Annotated in this window: 14 protein-coding genes; 6 read left to right on the forward strand and 8 right to left on the reverse strand. The window is 43.9% G+C overall.

The features are described from left to right. Positions 1–141: 141 nt before the first annotated feature. On the reverse strand, positions 142–1,437 hold the full coding sequence (locus tag ACTQ9T_RS12315; RefSeq protein WP_010201193.1) for an NCS2 family permease: 1,296 nt from the start codon (positions 1,435–1,437) through the stop codon (positions 142–144). Between the two features lie 618 nt (positions 1,438–2,055). On the opposite strand from ACTQ9T_RS12315, the gene tolQ reads away from it, so the two are divergent. The 5 genes from tolQ to ACTQ9T_RS12340 all read left to right on the forward strand — a co-directional run bounded on the left by tolQ (position 2,056) and on the right by ACTQ9T_RS12340 (position 6,523). Further along, positions 2,056–2,784, forward strand: a complete 729-nt coding sequence (gene tolQ, locus ACTQ9T_RS12320; RefSeq protein ID WP_189584860.1) for a protein TolQ — start codon at positions 2,056–2,058, stop codon at positions 2,782–2,784. After that, entirely contained in the window at positions 2,781–3,239 is a 459-nt protein-coding gene (gene tolR / locus ACTQ9T_RS12325; RefSeq protein WP_440465254.1) for a protein TolR, read from the forward strand. Before tolQ ends, tolR begins: the two co-directional genes overlap by 4 nt. 75 nt (positions 3,240–3,314) lie before the next feature. Next, positions 3,315–4,319, forward strand: a complete 1,005-nt coding sequence (locus ACTQ9T_RS12330; RefSeq protein ID WP_440465255.1) for a cell envelope integrity protein TolA — start codon at positions 3,315–3,317, stop codon at positions 4,317–4,319. Between the two features lie 61 nt (positions 4,320–4,380). After that, entirely contained in the window at positions 4,381–5,130 is a 750-nt protein-coding gene (locus tag ACTQ9T_RS12335; protein WP_440465256.1) for a cell envelope integrity protein TolA, read from the forward strand. A gap of 91 nt (positions 5,131–5,221) precedes the next feature. Beyond that, positions 5,222–6,523 (forward strand): translocation protein TolB, encoded by a 1,302-nt coding sequence (locus ACTQ9T_RS12340; RefSeq protein WP_440465257.1) that lies wholly within the window; start codon positions 5,222–5,224, stop codon positions 6,521–6,523. A 181-nt stretch (positions 6,524–6,704) separates the two neighbouring features. On the opposite strand, the gene ACTQ9T_RS12345 is transcribed toward ACTQ9T_RS12340, so the two are convergent. The 6 genes from ACTQ9T_RS12345 to ACTQ9T_RS12370 all read right to left on the reverse strand — a co-directional run bounded on the left by ACTQ9T_RS12345 (position 6,705) and on the right by ACTQ9T_RS12370 (position 14,690). Continuing rightward, positions 6,705–7,337, reverse strand: coding sequence for a c-type cytochrome (locus tag ACTQ9T_RS12345; RefSeq protein ID WP_440465315.1), 633 nt, complete (start codon positions 7,335–7,337; stop codon positions 6,705–6,707). 104 nt (positions 7,338–7,441) lie between these two features. Continuing rightward, complete coding sequence (locus tag ACTQ9T_RS12350; RefSeq protein WP_440465258.1) at positions 7,442–9,043, reverse strand: flavin monoamine oxidase family protein; 1,602 nt, start codon at positions 9,041–9,043, stop codon at positions 7,442–7,444. 206 nt (positions 9,044–9,249) lie between these two features. Continuing rightward, on the reverse strand, positions 9,250–10,719 hold the full coding sequence (locus ACTQ9T_RS12355) for a c-type cytochrome (protein ID WP_440465259.1): 1,470 nt from the start codon (positions 10,717–10,719) through the stop codon (positions 9,250–9,252). Positions 10,720–11,814: 1,095 nt separating this feature from the next. Beyond that, complete coding sequence (locus tag ACTQ9T_RS12360; RefSeq protein WP_194619890.1) at positions 11,815–12,432, reverse strand: flavodoxin family protein; 618 nt, start codon at positions 12,430–12,432, stop codon at positions 11,815–11,817. Between the two features lie 83 nt (positions 12,433–12,515). Then, positions 12,516–13,508: a polyphenol oxidase family protein gene (locus ACTQ9T_RS12365; RefSeq protein ID WP_440465260.1), complete on the reverse strand. Its 993-nt coding sequence runs from the start codon at positions 13,506–13,508 to the stop codon at positions 12,516–12,518. A gap of 102 nt (positions 13,509–13,610) precedes the next feature. After that, complete coding sequence (locus tag ACTQ9T_RS12370; RefSeq protein WP_440465316.1) at positions 13,611–14,690, reverse strand: RluA family pseudouridine synthase; 1,080 nt, start codon at positions 14,688–14,690, stop codon at positions 13,611–13,613. 1,035 nt (positions 14,691–15,725) lie between these two features. Between ACTQ9T_RS12370 and ACTQ9T_RS12375 the strand changes: the two genes are divergently transcribed. Beyond that, a complete protein-coding gene (locus ACTQ9T_RS12375) occupies positions 15,726–16,940 on the forward strand; it encodes an outer membrane protein assembly factor BamD (RefSeq protein ID WP_194619894.1) in 1,215 nt (404 codons plus the stop codon). Between the two features lie 508 nt (positions 16,941–17,448). On the opposite strand, the gene ACTQ9T_RS12380 is transcribed toward ACTQ9T_RS12375, so the two are convergent. Then, a complete protein-coding gene (locus ACTQ9T_RS12380; protein ID WP_440465261.1) occupies positions 17,449–19,077 on the reverse strand; it encodes an alkaline phosphatase in 1,629 nt (542 codons plus the stop codon). Positions 19,078–19,154: the final 77 nt, after the last annotated feature.

The following is a 19,154-nucleotide window of genomic DNA, read 5'->3' on the forward strand; positions in this document are numbered from 1 at the left end:
TTTCGGTTGGTTATCCCAAGGCACTTTACTTGAAACACAAAAAAAACCCTCCTTATTAATCCATAATAAAGAGGGTCAGAATATGCCTAATGCTAGTATGGTTAGCTACATGATATAGACTATCCACATCACGTTAGCGACTTATAGAAGTACCAGCTTTGCCAATAAAATGGCTGTCAAAATCCACACTGGAATCGTAATTTCAGAGAACTTGCCTGTCATCAACTTCACCGCTGTAAAGGTAATAAATCCAAGCGCAATACCATCAGCAATAGAATACGTAAGCGGTGTTAGTAATAATACCACTGCTACTGGTGCCGCTTCCGTCAAGTCTTCCCAATTAATATCTTTGAGGGTGAACAGCATCAATACCGACACATAGAATATCGCCCCTGCGGTCGCATAAGCGGGAATCATACCGGCTAATGGCGCAAAGAAAATACTAAGCAAGAATAGCACACCAACCGTCACAGCCATCAGACCGGTTCGACCACCTGACGCAACTCCTGACGCACTTTCAATATAACTGGTCGTTGACGAAGTACCTAGCATGGCACCGGCAACCGTAGCCGTTGAATCAGCCAATAGCGCTTTGTCCATATTAGGAATATTGCCATCTTTATCAATGAGGCCTGCTTTATTGGCAATACCAACCAAGCTGCCTGCTGTATCAAACAGATCAACGAATAAGAAAGCAAAAATAACGCTAATCATGCCAATATCAAACGCGCCTGCGATATCAAGCTGCATGAGTGTTGGCGCAATCGATGGCGGTGCCGACATAATACCCGTAAACTGCGTGTTACCAGTAACCAAACTGATCAAGGTAATCAGCAAAATACCAATGGTTACCGCACCTGGGACTTTTTTATACACCAAACCGATGATAATAAAGAAACCGAGAGCAGCCATCATAGGGGCAAATGCAGTCATATCACCAAGCATGACCAAGGTCGCATCACGACCTACGATGATGCCAGAGCTTTGCAGGGCAATAAATGCCAAAAACGCACCGATACCAGCAACGATACCTTGCTTAAGGCTCGTTGGAATGGCATTAATAATCCATTCGCGAATCTTGAATAAGCTTAAAAGGATAAACAAACAACCAGATAGAAATACTGCTCCTAACGCTGTCTGCCATGCATAGCCCATACCCAGCACCACACCGTAGGTAAAGAAGGCGTTTAAGCCCATACCTGGCGCTAATGCCACTGGCAATCTGGCATAAATACCCATAATAAAGCAGCCTATTGCTGCTGCCAAACAAGTAGCAACGAACACCGCTCCTTTGTCCATACCCGCTTCTGCTAATACATTGGGGTTCACAAAGATGATGTAAGCCATCGTCAAAAAGGTAGTAATACCGGCAAGAATTTCCGTTTTGACCGTGGTGTTTTCACCGTTGATCCCAAAATAGCGTTCAATTGCATTCATAAGTGTCGCGCCCAGCTTGCTAGTGAAAGAACAAATTTATTGGTGCCTAAAATAAAGATGACGTCAACAAGCAGGTTGCGACGTCATAATCAAAAGGCAGCGGTAACAAAGAGCAACATTTTAGAGAAAATGAGATACAAATTCAATCATTACCCGTGCCTTGCTGGTTTAAAACAGAAATAAGGCTGTCTTGGCGTTTAAATACTGGATAATAGTTGTATTACTGCCCAACCCTGCCTTTAAACCCACCTTATATCGACGAAAATTACATCTCTATCAATAAAATGCAGTTTTTTTCGCTTTAACCTTTTAAAAAAATGACCTTTTCTTCATTTAGCAGTACACTAGTCGGTTGATATAAGTGTGCATAATGCATTGACGCTTCATAGTATGATCGTTTTGTCGATTCTGCACGCTGTGCTATATGAAAAATATTATTCGTGCATAATATGAGTGTATTTTGTTGAATACCTTCTATTATTACTAGCTTGTGTTACCAGCTATTACTAGCTATTACCAGCTTAGTTTCGATGCCCTATATTCTATAGTTTAGAGGTCTTATCTGGTCTACGTATGGCGCGTATACCAGTTATTGTTAATTACCCGTGAGTCCAATACATGCCTGAATCATTAAATATTATCGACCTTATCACCCAAGCCAGTCTATTGGTACAGATTGTGATGGCGCTATTGTTATTAGCGTCTTTGCTCAGCTGGGTCATTATTTTTCGTATGAGTGCACGTCTTGGTACGGCTAAGAACTTTGATCAACAGTTCGAGACTTGGTTTTGGTCGGGTGAAGATTTGGCCAAACTGTATCAAGGAGTACAAGGCTCGCCTGAGCGCCAAGGACTTGAGCAGATATTTTATGTGGGCTTTTCTGAATACCTCAGAATGCACAAAAAACGTCAGCCAAAAGATGACATTATCGATGGGGTTGAGCGTAAGCTTCGGGTCGGCTTAGGACGTCAGCAGCAGTTACTAGAATCTGGGCTCACTACCCTAGCCAGCATCGGCTCAGTTGCACCTTATGTCGGCTTATTTGGCACCGTATGGGGCATTATGAATGCCTTTTTGGGACTATCCCAAACTGAGCAGGCGACCCTAGCCTCTGTCGCGCCAGGCATTGCTGAAGCACTCATTGCCACTGCCATGGGTTTGTTTGCGGCTATTCCTGCTGTGCTCGCGTACAACCACTTTACGGCCAAATCTAGCCGTTTGTATGATTCACGCGCACTATTCTGCGATGAGATGACCGGTATGCTCCAACGTGAGACAAGCGTCCAAAGCGTGGTAGATAGAGACAGCGCACTTAATGGTCATGCAGGTCAGGTGACAGGGCTATGAAACCAAACCCCTATCGCCGCGAGAAAAAAGCGCTGAATGCGGAGATGAACGTCGTTCCTTATATCGACGTAATGCTGGTGCTACTGGTGATATTTATGGTAACTGCGCCGATGCTGATCACCGGCGTCGACGTCGAGCTGCCAAAAGAGCAAACCAATACCATGAGTCAAAGCCAGTTACCCGTGATTGTCTCCTTAACCGATAGTGGCGAGATTTTTATCAGTTATGAAGACAATGTTGACCTGCCGATTAGTGAGCCAGAGCTGATTAACACCTTGTCTAATTTGCAGGCGCAAAGCAGCGATGCGGGCGCGCAGCCTTTACAGGTCATGATCAATGCCGATCAAAACAATCAATATGGTGCCATCATGACCTTGATGGCAAGCTTGCAGCAAGCAGGTATCCAAAAGGTGGGATTATTAACGGGCGCACCCTTGCCCACACCCTCATCATAATGAATCCTATTGTTAGCACCGCTTGTTATAATAAAGTAGATAATCTGATGAACCTCATCCCTCAATATCATGTCCATGAGTATTACTGCCATGAATAATGCGCCTGCTGTTTATGTGCCGACCCAACCTGAAGGCAATGGGCTGACACTGCCTACGCTGCTCAGCTTGCTTGCACATGGTCTGGTGATTGGCATACTTATTTATACCTATCAAAATACAGAAGTTGAAACGGTAGGTAGCTTAGAGACCGTCATGGTATCCCCTGAACAGCTGGCTGAGATGCAAGGGCAAATCCTTGCCAATCGTGCCGCTGCTGCCAGTGCTATGCAAGCTGATAGTGGTACAAGCAGCTCATTCAGTGATATGCCAGAGAACACGGCTGACGGTAGCGCTAGCATTCAAAACCCCAACCAACCAAACTCTCAACGTGAGCCTGTCTTTACACGCTCTGACGATCCTGCCAGTCGCCCGATGCTGATGAGTGAAGAACAGCATCAGCGGCTACTTGAGCAAAATCAAGAATATGAGCGCAATATGGCTGAATGGGCAGCACAGCTAGATGAGTCGGTAGTAGAAGAACACAGTCAAGTTGAACAAGATAAAAGACAACAGCTCATCGAAGAACAAAAACAGCTTAGGGATTACCGTAATAAACAAAACAACCCACCTAAAATTACACGCCCTACTGCTACTGATAAAAATTTAAAAATTGATACTGGTAGCTCTGGCAGTGCCAATAAAAACTTTAGCTTATCAGAAGATGGTGAGTCGACTGTATCTAATGGTGGTAGTGGCAGCAGCAGTAATAGCTCCTCTCGTTCTACTGGTGAATTCAAAAGTGCTATATTAAGTAAAATTCAAAGCAAACTTATTACCCCAGTCGAAACACAGGGTCTGACCACGTCATTGTCTCTCAAATTAGATGCAAGAGGCAATGTGAAGTCTGCAAAGGCTAGTGGTTCAAACGCCGTCGTAAACCAAGCAGTTGAACAAGCTGCACGCGCTGCTAGCCCATTACCCATCGATTTAGATAATCCTGCAAGTTTTGCAAATTTAACAATTAACGTTACTATTAATTAACCTTGTAAAGTCTCTAACTCTATATCGTTAATGATTTTCTACTATCTTAAGGTTCTGGTTTATGAGTTTGAACAATACTCACAGATTACGTAATATTTCGACTTGGCTACTATTGGTCTCTTTTTTTCTACCCTTTAGCTACTCTTTCGCTGGTGCATCACTAGAAAGTAATAACCTCAAAAATGGTTTTATGGATCAAAAGGCTTTGTTTGCCGCTATCACTACTAAAAAACATGGTTTAAGTAATGAGAGTAACAACCCCAGAGAATCTTATGAAAATAATGTTACAACAGCTATATTAGAAAAAATCAAACGTAATATTACTCTACCTACTTCTACCCCAGAATCGACAACTACTTTATACTTTAAGTTGGATGAAAAAGGTAATGTGTTATCTGTTAAGGCTCAAGGTGCAAATCCTGCTGTAAATCAGGCAGTGGAAAAAGCCGCTCTATCTGCTAGTCCATTACCCATTGGCTTAAATAAACCTGAAAGCTTTAAAGACTTGATAATTAAAATTAATGTGACTAATAATAACCTCACAGAACCTACTAAAAATAATGTGATAACAGCTATTTTAGAAAAAATTAAACGTAACATCACTTTACCAGCTGCTACTCAAGGATCGGCAGTTACTTTATATCTTAGGTTGGACAAAAAAGGCAATGTGCTATCTATTAAGACTCAAGGTTCAAATGTCATTGTAAACCGAGCAGTAAAAAGAGCAGCCTTATCTGCTAGTCCGTTACCGATTGGCTTGAATAAACCTGAAAGCTTTAGAGACTTGGTAATTAAAATTAACGTTCAATAAAAAACACCTAACGCTGTACAGTTAATCTCACTATAAATAATAATTAAGCCTGTATGATGAACCAATTATTTCTATTTTAGGATATTACTTCATGAAGCTATCTACACATTCTATCCTTCGTGCCACTTCAAGCCTGTTGTTAATCACTCCCTTGTTATCAGTGCCTGCTTATGCAGCTGAATCAATGGTGCTCGATATGACTGTTATCGCGCCAAGACAACAAAACCAAGTGGCTTTTGTGCCGTTTGCAGGTGATTCTGTATTATCGCCGATTATTCTCAATGATTTGAGCAAAACTGAATTAAAGGTGACTAGCAAAGATTTGCCACAGCAGCCGCGCAGTATTAGCGAGCTGTCAGGCACATTACCGGTTTGGCAAAGTATGGGGATTCCTTACCTAGTGGTCGGTAGTACCCGCAGCAACCGCGGTAAAGTAGTCACCGATTACGAAGTGATTGATATCAAATCTGGCCGAGTAATCGAAGGCAAACAAAGCTTAACGGCTGACAATAATAAAGAAAGCATGCGGTATGCTGGTCACGTCATCGCTGACAAAGTTTATGAGCTGATTACTGGTATTCCAGGTGACTTCTCCGGACGTATTGCTTACATTGAAGAGGATAAGACCGGTAAAAATAAAGCATCGCTTCTTAGAGTGATCGATGCTGACGGTGAAAATGCTAGAACTATTGCTAAAGAAGAAGGATCCATCTTCTCACCAACATGGTCACCCGATGGCAACCGCATCGCCTACTCAGTACAGCGCGATAAATCTTATCCCATTATTTACGTACAAAATGTGAATAGTGGCAGTACCACTGTATTAACACCTTTCCCTGGTAGCAATTTAAGCCCATCATTCTCACCAGACGGCAGCAAGATACTGTTTTCTAGTAGCTTTGAAGGCAGTGCTGATATTTATGAGATAAGTGCCAGCGGCGGTAAACCTAGACGAATCACCAATTGGCCAAGCAGTGAAGTGCAACCAAGCTATGCACCCGATGGCAAATCTTTTGTATTCGTCAGTGACCGAGCAGGATTTAATAAACCACAGATTTACCGTTATGAGTTTGGATCAGGGAATACGACCAAAGTATCAAATAGCGGTTATGCCACTAGCCCGCAGTTTAGTAGCGATGGCTCACAAATTGCCTTTTTAAGTGGTCGCGCAGCCGCTATTATGAATAGCAGTGGTGCAGTAACGACCAATTTGGGCAATACAGGTATCGATGAAGCGCCAAGCTTTTCACCTAATGGTAAGCGTGTTGTTTACGCATCAAAACAAAATGGTGAAGGAGTTTTAAATATTAAGTCACTTAATGGCGGCGAGTCGTTTGGTAAATCTTCACCTAACACAATCCGCTCCCCAGTCTGGTCATCCAGCCCTAAATAAACCCTCTCTCTCATTATCTTTCTTAATCTATTAAGCCTTGCCTATAAAAAGCGCCTAATAAATAATTAGGCGCTTTTTTGTGTTGCAGAGAATGGTTGAGTCGTTTTTGCATTAGGGCATGTCCTCAATTTAATCGAGCATTCTCTAAATGGGCTAAAAATGGCTAAAAGAGTAAACACGATTATTCGTCACTCGGATCACCCGCTGATGGATTGGGATGCCGCAGTTTTGCCACATCTTCAGCGGTAACCGTATCGGTAAAACCATTTAGGTCACTGAGCACATATTGAGTAACCGCAGCCATCTGCGCATCGTTCATCATCCCATGGAATGACGGCATACCTCGAAAACCATTAACCAAGATATCAATGATGTAATATTTTGATTGCATCTTACTGTTATTCGCCAGTGGTGGATAATAGCCTGCGCCAGCAGCACCCTCGCCTTTGTGCATATGACACGCCGCGCAAGAGTCGTGATACAGCTTTTTGCCATCTGTCGTCACAAACCCATTGGTGCCTTCAAACTTTGCGTCCCACTTAGTAATACTTGGATCATCTTCCATATTGGGCAATGAGCTGTCGTCGACAATATTGATAGCAGGTGCCGTAAGCTCCTCACGGCTCATATAAACACCGCCCCACGCGCCCGTATTTCGGCTTTCTTGATAGTCATTGGTTGTTAGAGAATCCTGATCTTGCACACTGGAAACCGTCACTTCATCATCTGACTGTTGACTACAGCCTAACAGTACTGCACTGCTTATCCCACTCAGCAGCATCACCGTCAGCAGTTTGAGTGTCATGTCTTTCATGACTTTTTTCTTCAAGATTGCTTTCTCCACGATTGCCTTCTTCACGATTGCATTGTCCATGATAGCCTCTGAATTTTGTAGTTATTCATATTAACCAAGCGTTATTAAACAAGCATTTTTGCTTTTTTATGTAGGCGCTTCGCGGCATCCATACCAGATAAAATAGCACCTTCTTGCCATGCCGGAATATGTGAGCAATGCTCGCCCGCCAGCACAATACGATTATCAATACTGCACAAGGTGTCGTAATGCTGACGACGGGTCGACTCATTCCAAATCCCATAACAGCCAAGCGTCCATGGGATACGGTGCCAGACAACTGATGTCCCTGCGCGGAATTCTTTTGGATACTGAGGATGGATGTATTTACCATAAGCAAGCGCGACATTAATACGTTCTTGTGGCGTTAAGGTATTAAACTTATAAGATGTAGGACCATAACCATACGCGCCGAGTAACACGCCCGTACCGTCTTTGAACATATTTTGTGACGGATAGGCAATTTGCGCAATGGGCATGTCGGTATAAGTCAGACCACCAAATATCCATTCATCTTCTTCCCAAAAGCGACGGTTGAACTCTAAGCCGACTTTATAAGAGGTTTCGTAAGGCACAGCGGCCATCGCCTGCTTCATTGGTTTTGAGACATTGATATCCATCTGCGTCAGCACCGTTAGCGGAATATTGCACACGCACCAATCTGCACGAATGGTCTTGGTGGCACCATCTGGACTATTGCTGTCGACATAATCGACGGTGACGCCACTGTCATCTTGATGAATTTTAGTGACCTTTGCATTAAACTCAATCATATCGCGGCATTCACGGGTGAACGCATCACCGATTTTACCCATACCACCTACTGGCTGAAACATCGTCGGTTGATGACCATAAGTCATATGGTTGCCATAAATATCGGCCCACATACCCGAATCTAGTATCTCACTGATTGGCAAAGGTTTTGATGGTGTCGCATCGGGCATCAAGCCACCGCCGGGAAAGACACTAAAGCCACGATGTTTACTGGTCTCATTACTGGCGCGATAGCGATAATCTTTATCGAGCACACCCCAACCTTTTAATCCTTCAAGCAGCTTCTCTTTATCCTCAGTATTGACCGAGCGATCAAGACCACCGACGTTGACTGATTTTGATAGCAGCTCCGCGACATGACCTTGGATATCGTTTTTCACATCACCCAAACGCTGCGGTACGCCATTGAAATGATCAGTACGATGCAAATAAGCGCGATCATTAGTTTGAATAAAGGGCTGCATCTCAACGCCAAACTGTTTGCAATAATGGAAGATGGCATAATGATGGCTTGGTAGACGCCACGGCCCACCATTAAAATAATTGCCCTCTTCAAAATCACAGGTGACCTCTTCACCGCCAAGCTCGGTATATTTATCACCGCTGTTCAATGTCCAACTACGACCGCCACCACGGTTTTGATATTCGAGCACTTTGACATCGTAGCCCGCTTTGCGTAACTCATAAGCCGCGGTCAGTCCGCCAAGACCCGCACCAAGAATGACGATACTAGCGCCCGGAGGTGCACCTTTGAGATCCATGGTCTCTTTAAAACTCGACTCTGACGCAAATCCTAACGTCGTCATTGCCTGATACATCGCTGTCGCGCCTGCGGTTTTACCAATCATCGAGAGCAGTTGGCGCCGCGTTGGTGATTGAAGCATGTCTTTCATAATAATGTCCTTAAAGTAGACGTCATGTATAACGGCAGGCAATCGTCTTTGGCATTTTTCTTTTATTATCGGCTCAGTTTATATCGAACCTTTATCTTACCAAGCCTTAATGCATTACCGTTTTAACCTTAATTCTCGTACTGTAATCAGCGTCTAAAACGCCTGTATAAGTTCTTTGTTCGACCATTTATCTAAATAGAGTCAAACTAAGCGCGGCGTCTAGAGCGTAAGATGGCGCGGATGATAAACACAATAATAGCAATCGCGACGATAATACCGATTATCGCCAGTAAGCCTGCGTACTTAATCAAGAAAGGCTTATCAACGCCAGTATTTGCGATACGATCGACATCACTGGCACTCACATCACTGCTGGTAAGACCACCAAAATTCACCCGTACGTAATTGGTAATACCAGCGATTTGCTCGCTATTTAATTCGTCTGAAAATCCTGGCATGATGGGCGATGTATTGGTTGCCCCTTCTACCCCATGAAGGATCATATTAACCAGCGCATCAGGTCTTTCGCGGCGGATACTACTCAGGCCGACGATAGGGGCATAACGTGCATCAGGCTGACCATAACCGTCAACCCCATGACAACTACCACAGGTGGCTAAATATAATGATTCGGGGGAATTACTGCCATTACCTACTGCGGCTTTTGCCTGTTTCAAATACTCTTTTTGCGCCAGTAGATCATGAGTGATAGATTCGTTGATTGGCGTTGGTAGGCGCGACACATCTACCGCAGACACTTTATCGTCGGTCTGGACAGCAGGTACTGCCTTCAGATAAGAAGCAATGGCACTCAAGTCTTCGTTTTTTAAGTAGCGGGTACTGTGCGCGACTGCCTCGCCCATGGGACCACCAGCGTAAGCACGCTGGTCAAGCTCACCCGTACGCAGATAAGTGACGATATCCTGCTCACTCCAGCTGCCGATACCGCTCGACTCATCAGGCGTGATATTTGGTGCATGCCAATGACCGAGCTGGGCACCAGATAAGTACATACTCTTATCAAAACCCATCGTACTATTACGCGGGGTATGACAAGTACCGCAGTGCTCCAGATTATTGACCAGATATTCACCGCGTTTTTGGGTCTCGTTCAGTCCGTCGCGCTTTTCAGTAGACGGTACGTTGAGTAAATTCCAACCCAACATTAAGCTACGAATATTAAAAGGAAATGGTAAGTCTGTTTTTTCTTTAGGAGCTTCGTCAACCGCTGGTACTGTCTGTAAATAAGCAAACAACGCACTGATATCTTCTTCTTTCATACCACTATAAGAAGGGTATGGCATGGCAGGATAAAGCATATGATTAGGCGCACGACCTTTTTGCAGCGCATTCTTCAAATCCGCTTCGGTATAGTCGCCGATACCGTAACGTTTGGATGGTGTGATGTTGGTGGAGTAAATCTCCCCCATTGGGGTCTCGATTGGTGTCCCACCGGTATAGTCCTCACCATGACATGCCATGCAATCGGCCGCACGGGCAATGTAGGCACCGCGATTGACAAGGTCGCTATTGGCAGGGCTAATATTAGGTAAACTAGTATTAGGTAAACTGGCATTGGCTAGGCTTGTATTAACGCTGCTTGCACCTTCAGCCATCGCAGCGTTGGAGGTCATACCAATGACGAGCATCGATAACATCATAGAAAGTGGCTTCATAATATCCTCATATAGCTGGCACCTAGGGTGTTTTAAGTATTTTTAATTCGTGACAGTTATCATTCAACAGTATCTACATTCAAAAAATCCAAGTCTTCCACTATTTATCTATGCTTTCGCTGTGTGTTCTTCGTACTATAGTCATTCCACTATAAAAGTATTACAGCGTTAACCTCGCTTGAAGTATCACATATACATCTACACTCGGTTGCCTTGTACTACTTTTGAATTGAATCGACTATAAATACTAAAAGTCGATAACGAATTTTTCTTTATTATTTATAAGGCAATTATCAAGCTTAGTTACCGTAGAATGTCTGTCCTCCTTACTAAGGTAAAACTATTTTGCTAAAATTGTTCGATTAGTAACTTAATCCTCCTATTTTTTTACAAAAATAAAAGTTCCTATAATCAGCACTGAGTTTTTAATTAATTAATATGTTTTTTATATTATTATTACTGATGTTTTAAAATTCTGATGAAAAACAACTACTCATCATTATGAATCTCTCAATTCATTTTTTTCTAGTGACGAACCAGTTAAAAAAAACTTAATGGACGCATAATTTAGCTGTTATTTTTAATTTCTACTGTACATAATACATACACAGTGCAGAATCAGCATACTGTCCCTGCTTTCCCTAGTATTTACTATATGTATGGCATTAGCCGTTGTATAACACGATAATTTGTTTATGATGAACGCTGTTTTAACAATGCCAACTGTGTCCTGAGATATCCCTATGAAACCCTTCATTATGACTTATATACTTTCGGCGACGATGCTATTAACCGCATGCCAATCTTTTCAATTTTTCGACAGTCCTATTCCTGTTACAGCGTTGTCAACCAAGGTCATTGATAAATAGCTTTACTCATGACAATAAAAAAAGCAGATATCAAATTGATATCTGCTTTTCTAGTTTACTTAATAAACGCTAAGGTCTAATGATATTGATATTATCAGCACGCTTTATAGTCGGTTCAATATAGTTTGGATACCAAGAAGGCGAGTGAAAGTACTACAAATAGTAGACTAAGCGAGCCTGACACCGTATCTAATTTATATGGGATTAACTATATCATAGTCGTACTTTAGCAAGTTGATGTGGCTGGTTGATGCTTTATGATAGTCTTAGCCAAATGATCACCGAACCAAATAGCTGTATCGATATCGCCTTTCCCTGGGGTCTCTTCAGGTGGACCATCAAGGGATTGCGTCATTAATCCTAAAAAGCTAGATAGACGGTTCAAGTCATGAGCCTCATGACCTGTCGGCATTAATGGCAGACCGATCCAATTCATACCATGCTGCATGGCATATAGAGAAATCTGCTGTAGCACAGCAAGTTTATCACCACTCAGTCCACCCGAGTTAGCAAAAGCGGCTGCCCACTTGCCTTCCCATTTTCTGTGATACCAGCGCTTTGAGGTCTCATCCATAAAAGTCTTAAATTCAGCAGTCACGCTGCCCATATAGACGGCACTACCAAAAACCAGCAAATCTGCCTGATCTAAAAAATCCCAGTCGACATCATGAACATCGACGGCTTTTGCCTGTGCTTCTGGCAGTTGCTGGTGCGCGCCCATGACGATTGCTTCAGCCACACGCTTGGTATGACCGTAGTTGCTATGATAGATGACGGCAATCGATACACTTTGCGTGTTGTCAGTCAGTGTAGATGTCAAAGATGCTGTGGCAGATGTATTCATACAAACTCTAATAATAGCTATAAATAATTGAATAGAAATAAAACGGATTAAGGATGCTTAGTATCTACCAGCGTCCGGTAGGTTTATTCTGACTGGGTAGCAGAGCGGCGCGCAATCACCAGTGCCATCCGTCCCGTTGCAGGCTGCTGTAAATGCGTCTGACGTCGATAAGAGTAATAACGAGCATCGGCATAGCTACAGTCTATAGGTGACTCGTTGCACAGTATTACACCAGCAGTGCTTAACTGATCAGCAGCAAGTCTTGGTAAGTTCAGCTTAATCTTATCCGCGTTTACTTTAGCGTAATTTGATAGTTTATCAACTGACTTATGTAAGTATCGAGGATCAATATTCGACTTTTTACTCATATCAGTACGACTGTCATCAGCGATCTGATTCTTAGAAGCCATCACGTAGCACTCATCAAATTTTTCAATACTGGCTGACGTCAATGACTGACTCTCTATACAACCTGCCAGCAGCTTATCGCGAACTTGACTGCCCACTTCATAATTTTGTTGGCTGATACAGACACCAACCCAACCCATGATTTGCCCTGAATCAGTAAAACACTCAGTCGTTGCTTTGATGACGCCACATGCCAACCCTTGCCAACCCGCGTGAATAGCGGCAATTTTACCACTGGCTGGTTGGTATAGAACGATAGGCACACAATCAGCAGTCATTATCGCTAGACCCACCCCTGCTTGCTGGCTCAACATAGCATCAGCTGCCACCGGTCGCATACTTAGCGCTGTGGCGTCAGTATCATGAATGCAATTGCCATGAACTTGATTGACCCAATGCAGTCTTTCAATAGGGGTATATCGCGCGCTGATTGATGGCAAGCTAGTAAACTGCTCATTCATCGCCGTCAGAAGCCGCATGCGATTGTCTAAGACCTTGGCAGCGCTATCATTGACGTGCAAGCCTAAATTGAGCGTGCCATAGTTCGCTTGTCTCAGCTGGCTGGTTATATCAGCCTCGCATTCATCCTTATTAGTGAATGCGGCTGTCTGAAAAACCGCCACATCCTCTAGCTGCGCTAGTAATGTCATAGGAAGCTTATGAGTCATGGCTGATTTACCGTCTTAATGAGTCGTTTTTACGTCACTGATAGCTATTTACTGCTGTTATCTGTCTATTATAAGCGTATTTACGCTGCTTACACAGTACGGTTACTCTTCATCGTAGCCATCACTTAACACTGTCATTAGCTGCTGCATATCTTCAGGGATTGGCGTTGTGACTTCGACATCCTCACCTGTCGTCGGATGAACAAAACCCAACGTATAGGCATGCAGGGCTTGGCGCGGGAAGTTGCTGATCGCCTGACGCTGTACTTCTGTCAGACCTGCCCGCAGTTGACGGCGACCACCATAGACGCGATCGCCTACAATCGGATAGGTAATATGACTTAAATGCACACGAATCTGGTGCGTACGACCCGTCTCAAGACCCACGTCTAACAGACAATAATTACCATTGAGCGCGGTCACATTTAATAAGTGCGTGACTGCTTCACGACCTGCCGTCATGACCGTCATTTTGGTACGCTGACTACGGTGACGACCGATCGGTGCATCGATACGGCGATGACGCAATAAACTTGCCGCATCCCCTGCTACCACACACTGATAATGACGATAGACTGACTTGTCTTTGAGCTGATCCATCAAGGCCATTTGTGCAGGTTTAGTCTTGCCAATAAGCAGCAATCCCGAAGTGTCTTTGTCAATGCGATGCACCAGACCGGCACGCGGCAAATGATGCTGCTGTGGATAGTGATACAGCAACGCATTAACCAAGGTGCCCGTCTGATTGCCAGCGCCAGGATGAACAACCATGCCAACTGGCTTATTAATCACCAAGACATCATCGTCTTCATACACCACCTCGATATCGATGTCTTCTGGCTGATCTTCACTATGCTGCTGCAACGTCGTTGATAGATGTATGACATCACCTACTTTGACTCGAATTTTTGGTTTTTGTACGCTATCGTTATACAGCAAGCTACCATCGCTGATCCAGCCTTGCAACTGCGCACGCGAAAAGTCGGTAAACACCAGTGATGCCAGCTTATCGATACGTAGACCCGCTTCTTCTTCGGTGACCGTGTAGCTGGCATCGATAATGACTGGCACCGCTTGGCCTATAGTTGGCGCTTCATAATCAGCGTCATCGTCGTCACTGTCATCAATCCCTTCATCAGCCTCATCGGCTTCATAGTCCTCAATCATCTCGTCATCGAGCATATCACTATTTTTTGAGGCGGCATCTTTTGAGACAGCACCTTCTGAAACAATACTTTCTGACGCTTGTGACATAGCATCGTCTGAGAGGGCTTCATTGGACACAGTTTTTGCGTTGATGCGGTTTTCAGTTTCTAGCTGCTTAGCATCAGATGACTCATTACTTTTTAAAACTTTATTTGGCATGGAAGGCTCTTGCGCTGATAAATGTGGCGCTGATAAATCAGTATCTAGCGATTGATTCGGTGATAAATGGGTGGTCATAGTATTATTATTCATAACAGATTTATATTTATATATAGCAAAGTCCCTGACAGGTTTTTGTAAGGCACTTTATAAGAGAATATAATAAGAAAATATAGTGCTGTATTAGAAAAACAGTGCCGTGCCTTGATGATTAAAACCTATCATGGTCAAAAAAGCAGAGGCAATACTGCCATAGTGTAGCATGCCAAGCGCTCAAGCCCTATAGAAGCTGACTGTTATCTCTCACTTTATGCATATCATTTGATACCTAAATCATTGACGATTAACTCTCTAAAATATGACATTGCTGTAATTTACTGTATATTTGTCGATGTCAGTGACATTCGATATCGCTCGTTGCGGCGGCTCATGCTAAACTGCAAAGCTGAAACGTGATAGATGAAACATAATAGACAAAGACGTTTAGGATATATCCGCGGGTCAGACTGTCATACACTAAGATAAATATTGCAGGCTTGCTAAAATTCAAAGCTGCCTAGATAAATGAACTGCAAAATAGATGACGAAAAAATAGACGAAACGGTGGTTATTCTATAAAGTAAGCGTTATTTTACTGTATGCTATGGCACGGTATTTTTAAAAACGTCCCTCTTAATAGGTCATAGCAAAAACTGCCTTTGATAAAAATCATGTCAATTACGAGTCGTTTTAACCACTAGCACGCTCAATAATAGACAGTTAACTGGTGCGATAAGCATCGTTTTTATTATTAACCTTATATATAGTATGATAGCGTCGCTGCTATTATGCGCCTTGTGTCGGAGAAGAAGTATGCACGCTGTTGGCAATACGTTTATCAAACTGTCCTCAATCACCTTGCTTGCAATAAGTGTTAACTTGGTGGGTTGTCAAACTTTTAAGAACCTGACCAACAAAGACGTCGATGCAGTCGAAACTGCGGAAAAGTCAGAGCAAGGCTACTATAACGATGCCATCGCTCAGATTGATAAATCTCGTTATATCCAAGCGATTGAAGACTTGACCAATCTGCGTACCTTTTATCCTACCGGACAATATGCTGAGCAAGCCCTGCTCGATATGATGTATGCCCAGTATGAAAGCGGGAAGTTCGAATTGGCAGCGGCTAGTGCAGATCAGTTTATCGGTCTCTACCCTTCTAACCCGCAAGTCAGCTATGCCTATTACGTGCGCGGTGTCGCCAATATGCAAGGCTCATCTGAAGGCCTTAAACTGTTCAAACTGAACCAAGCTGAACGTGATACTGCCTATCTGCGTATCGCTTTTGCTAACTTCCAAGAGCTCATTAATAAATACCCAAATAGCCCTTATACGCCAGATGCTGCACAGCGTATGACCTTTATTTACAACCAGTTTGCCGAAAGTGAGCTCAGTGCCGCCAGTTGGTATATTGAGCGTGAGGCTTATGTCGCCGCTGTCAACCGTGCCAAATGGGTGTTTCAATACTATCCACTGAGTGAGTCTGTACCCGAAGCCATCGCCATTTTGGCCTATAGCCATGAAAAACTGGGGCTAACGGACTTGGCAAAAGAATACAAAACCCTATTACAGATCAACTATCCAAATTGGCTGACCAGTGATGGACGCGTTAAGCTCAACACCAAACGTGACCGCACTTGGTTTAACAAGCTAACCTTTGGTAAGCTTGGTCGTTCAGGTATTAAAGACAGCTCGGTCTCTGAAGGTAACTATACTGGCGCGACCAAAACTCAAGTTATTCGTAATGCCAGTCAATTAAGATTGCCTAGCGAAAACACTACGTCTGCCAACGCACCGATAGCCAATACTTCTCCTACACGTGGTAATGGCATCAATGTAGGCTTGGGTCTGCCTGAGGCGTCAACTGAGCGCGTGACTAGCCAATCGAGCACTGGCTCTACCGCCAGAGAAGCGAATGTAGATCCACAAAATATTAACCCTACACGCCGTACAACGCTATCTAACCAAGGTGTTGGTATTACGCCATCAAATTCAGATGTCGATAGTACCGATATGGATGATGAATAAATGCTCTAGAGTTAAGATGGCTTATCTAAATTAATTAAGATAGCATTTTTTCTTTTTGGCATATTAAGAAACAGTATGAACTAAATAAGGCCAACGCTCATGTTGGCCTTATTTAGTTCATACTAGGACGTGTCCTCAATCTGAACGAAAGCACCTAAATGGGTTAAAAATATTGATCACAGCATCTCCATTCGCATGATGATCGCATCTCATTGCACCGATAACGACACTTATAAGCTCAGCCTAAAAACTCTTCACGTGTCCCCTCATTTTATGCCCAACGTTTCCAACCCTCATCATGTAATCGCGTGACTTTTTTATTTCTTAAAGTCAATCATACTGTAGTGGCATAATATTATAGGAATCGAGGACATGGGCAACATGAACCGCAGCAAGTCTATATCCTTAGTTCGCAGAAGATAAGAAAGATACTAAAAGTAGACCGGCCCCCGATAAGTATCGAGGGCCGGTAAGGTATTCAAAAGGTCTTCAGGCGGTTATTAGTACATTAGTCTTCTAGTGCTTCAATAGCGTATTGACCTACTTCTGTGTGATGTAGCACCTTACCAAAGGGTGCGGTAGTGTCTCCCGGGCCTTGGGTGAATACTAGTACCGGTGTATTGGTATGGGTGCCAGTGGCCCAAACCACATTTTGCTGTTCTGCCACTTCGCGAGCCAGCAAATTCTGGCGATTGTCGTCAGTTTGGTAAGCGAAAAAGGCGCCGTTAGCGTTCATTTTCGGGACAGTTTTGGTGCTCAGATAAGGATGGCCTTCGGTGTAAAAAGGATTGTCTTCGGTTGCGAGCACTCGCTTGGCCTGAGCTTCAGTGATATCGAAACCAGTTTCAGCGTTTACAATACGGGCTAAGCTAGCAGGTGTTTGCTGGTCTGCTTCTAATGCATCGAACTGGCTATAGAAGATATCGCCGTAGGAGGACTTCTGCTCGTACAGTTTATCGAGGGTTGCTACGTCGCCGAAGTTGAAGAGTGGTTGAAACTGTTGCTCTTTGAATACATTGCCCGGTAGGTCACGTCCATGGGGTAAATCGTTAGCAGAATAGCTGAAGCCAAAGCCACCTGTTTCGTGATCGGCAGTCACCACAACAAGAGTATCGTCACGGCCTTCCGCCCAATCCAATACGTGATTAAGTGTTTCGTTCAACCGCAGCATTTCGTGCAGCATAGTGCCAGTGTCGTTGTAATGCCCTGCCCAATCGATTTGCCCAGCTTCGATCATCAGAAAAAAGCCTTTATCGTTTTTGGACAACGAATTAATCGCTTTTTCTGACATTTCTTTCAGCGTTGGTATAGTGCGTGCGGGGTCATTCTTAGTTTGGTGCTCGGTAATACCGTTTGGCAACGCTGAGTAAGCAAACAGGCCGAGTATCTTGCCGTCGGCCTTTTCCATCTGTGAGCGATTGAATGCTAGGTCATAGTTCTTCTGCTGTGCTTCGGCGATCAAGTTTCGGTTGTCTTTACGCTTAGATTTAATAACGACGCTACCTTCGGACAGCACTTCCAATTCTTGACGGATAGCTGATTGCTCGTCATTAGCGGATTCAGGAATCCAGTAACGCAGACCGCCGGACAACATGACATCTACGTTATTGTTCAGCAGATCAACCGCAATTTCATTTTCCAGACTGCGATGGCTCTGATGTGCGGCAAAGCCTGCTGGGGTTGCATGAGTAATACGGGTATCGGACACCAGCCCAGTAGATTTTCCTAGTTTTTTGGCCTTTTCTAGTATGCTTTCTGCGCTATTACCGTCTTTATTTGTGCCAACCATCTCAGCGCCAGCTAGCTGACCGGTTGCCAGTTGTGTGGCGGAAGCGGCAGAATCGACCACTAGGTTGTTGTTGGCGTGGGTCATGGAAATACCCATACGGCCGTTGGCGGCGATTCGGTCAAAGGCTGTCGTGCCGTCGGTGATTACCGAATTTGGCGCTTGCTTGGCATACGCCAATAGTAGACCAACTTGTTGTGGCCCCATACCGTCACCAATGATCATAATGACATTTTTGGCTTTTTCCGGCGTGGATTGTACTGCTTGCGGCGCGGACTGCATTGTTGTACACGCTGTCAGCATGAGGTAGGTTGTGACCAACCCTGCTGCTGTGGCTTTACGGACGTTCATAATCAAATCCCATTGCGGTTTGTGTTTTTATGGCTATTTGGGTGCGGCTACTGCTGCCTTAGCTGTCGTCCTGATGT

Source organism: Psychrobacter sp. ASPA161_6, assembly GCF_051970285.1.
Classification (GTDB): domain Bacteria; phylum Pseudomonadota; class Gammaproteobacteria; order Pseudomonadales; family Moraxellaceae; genus Psychrobacter; species Psychrobacter glaciei.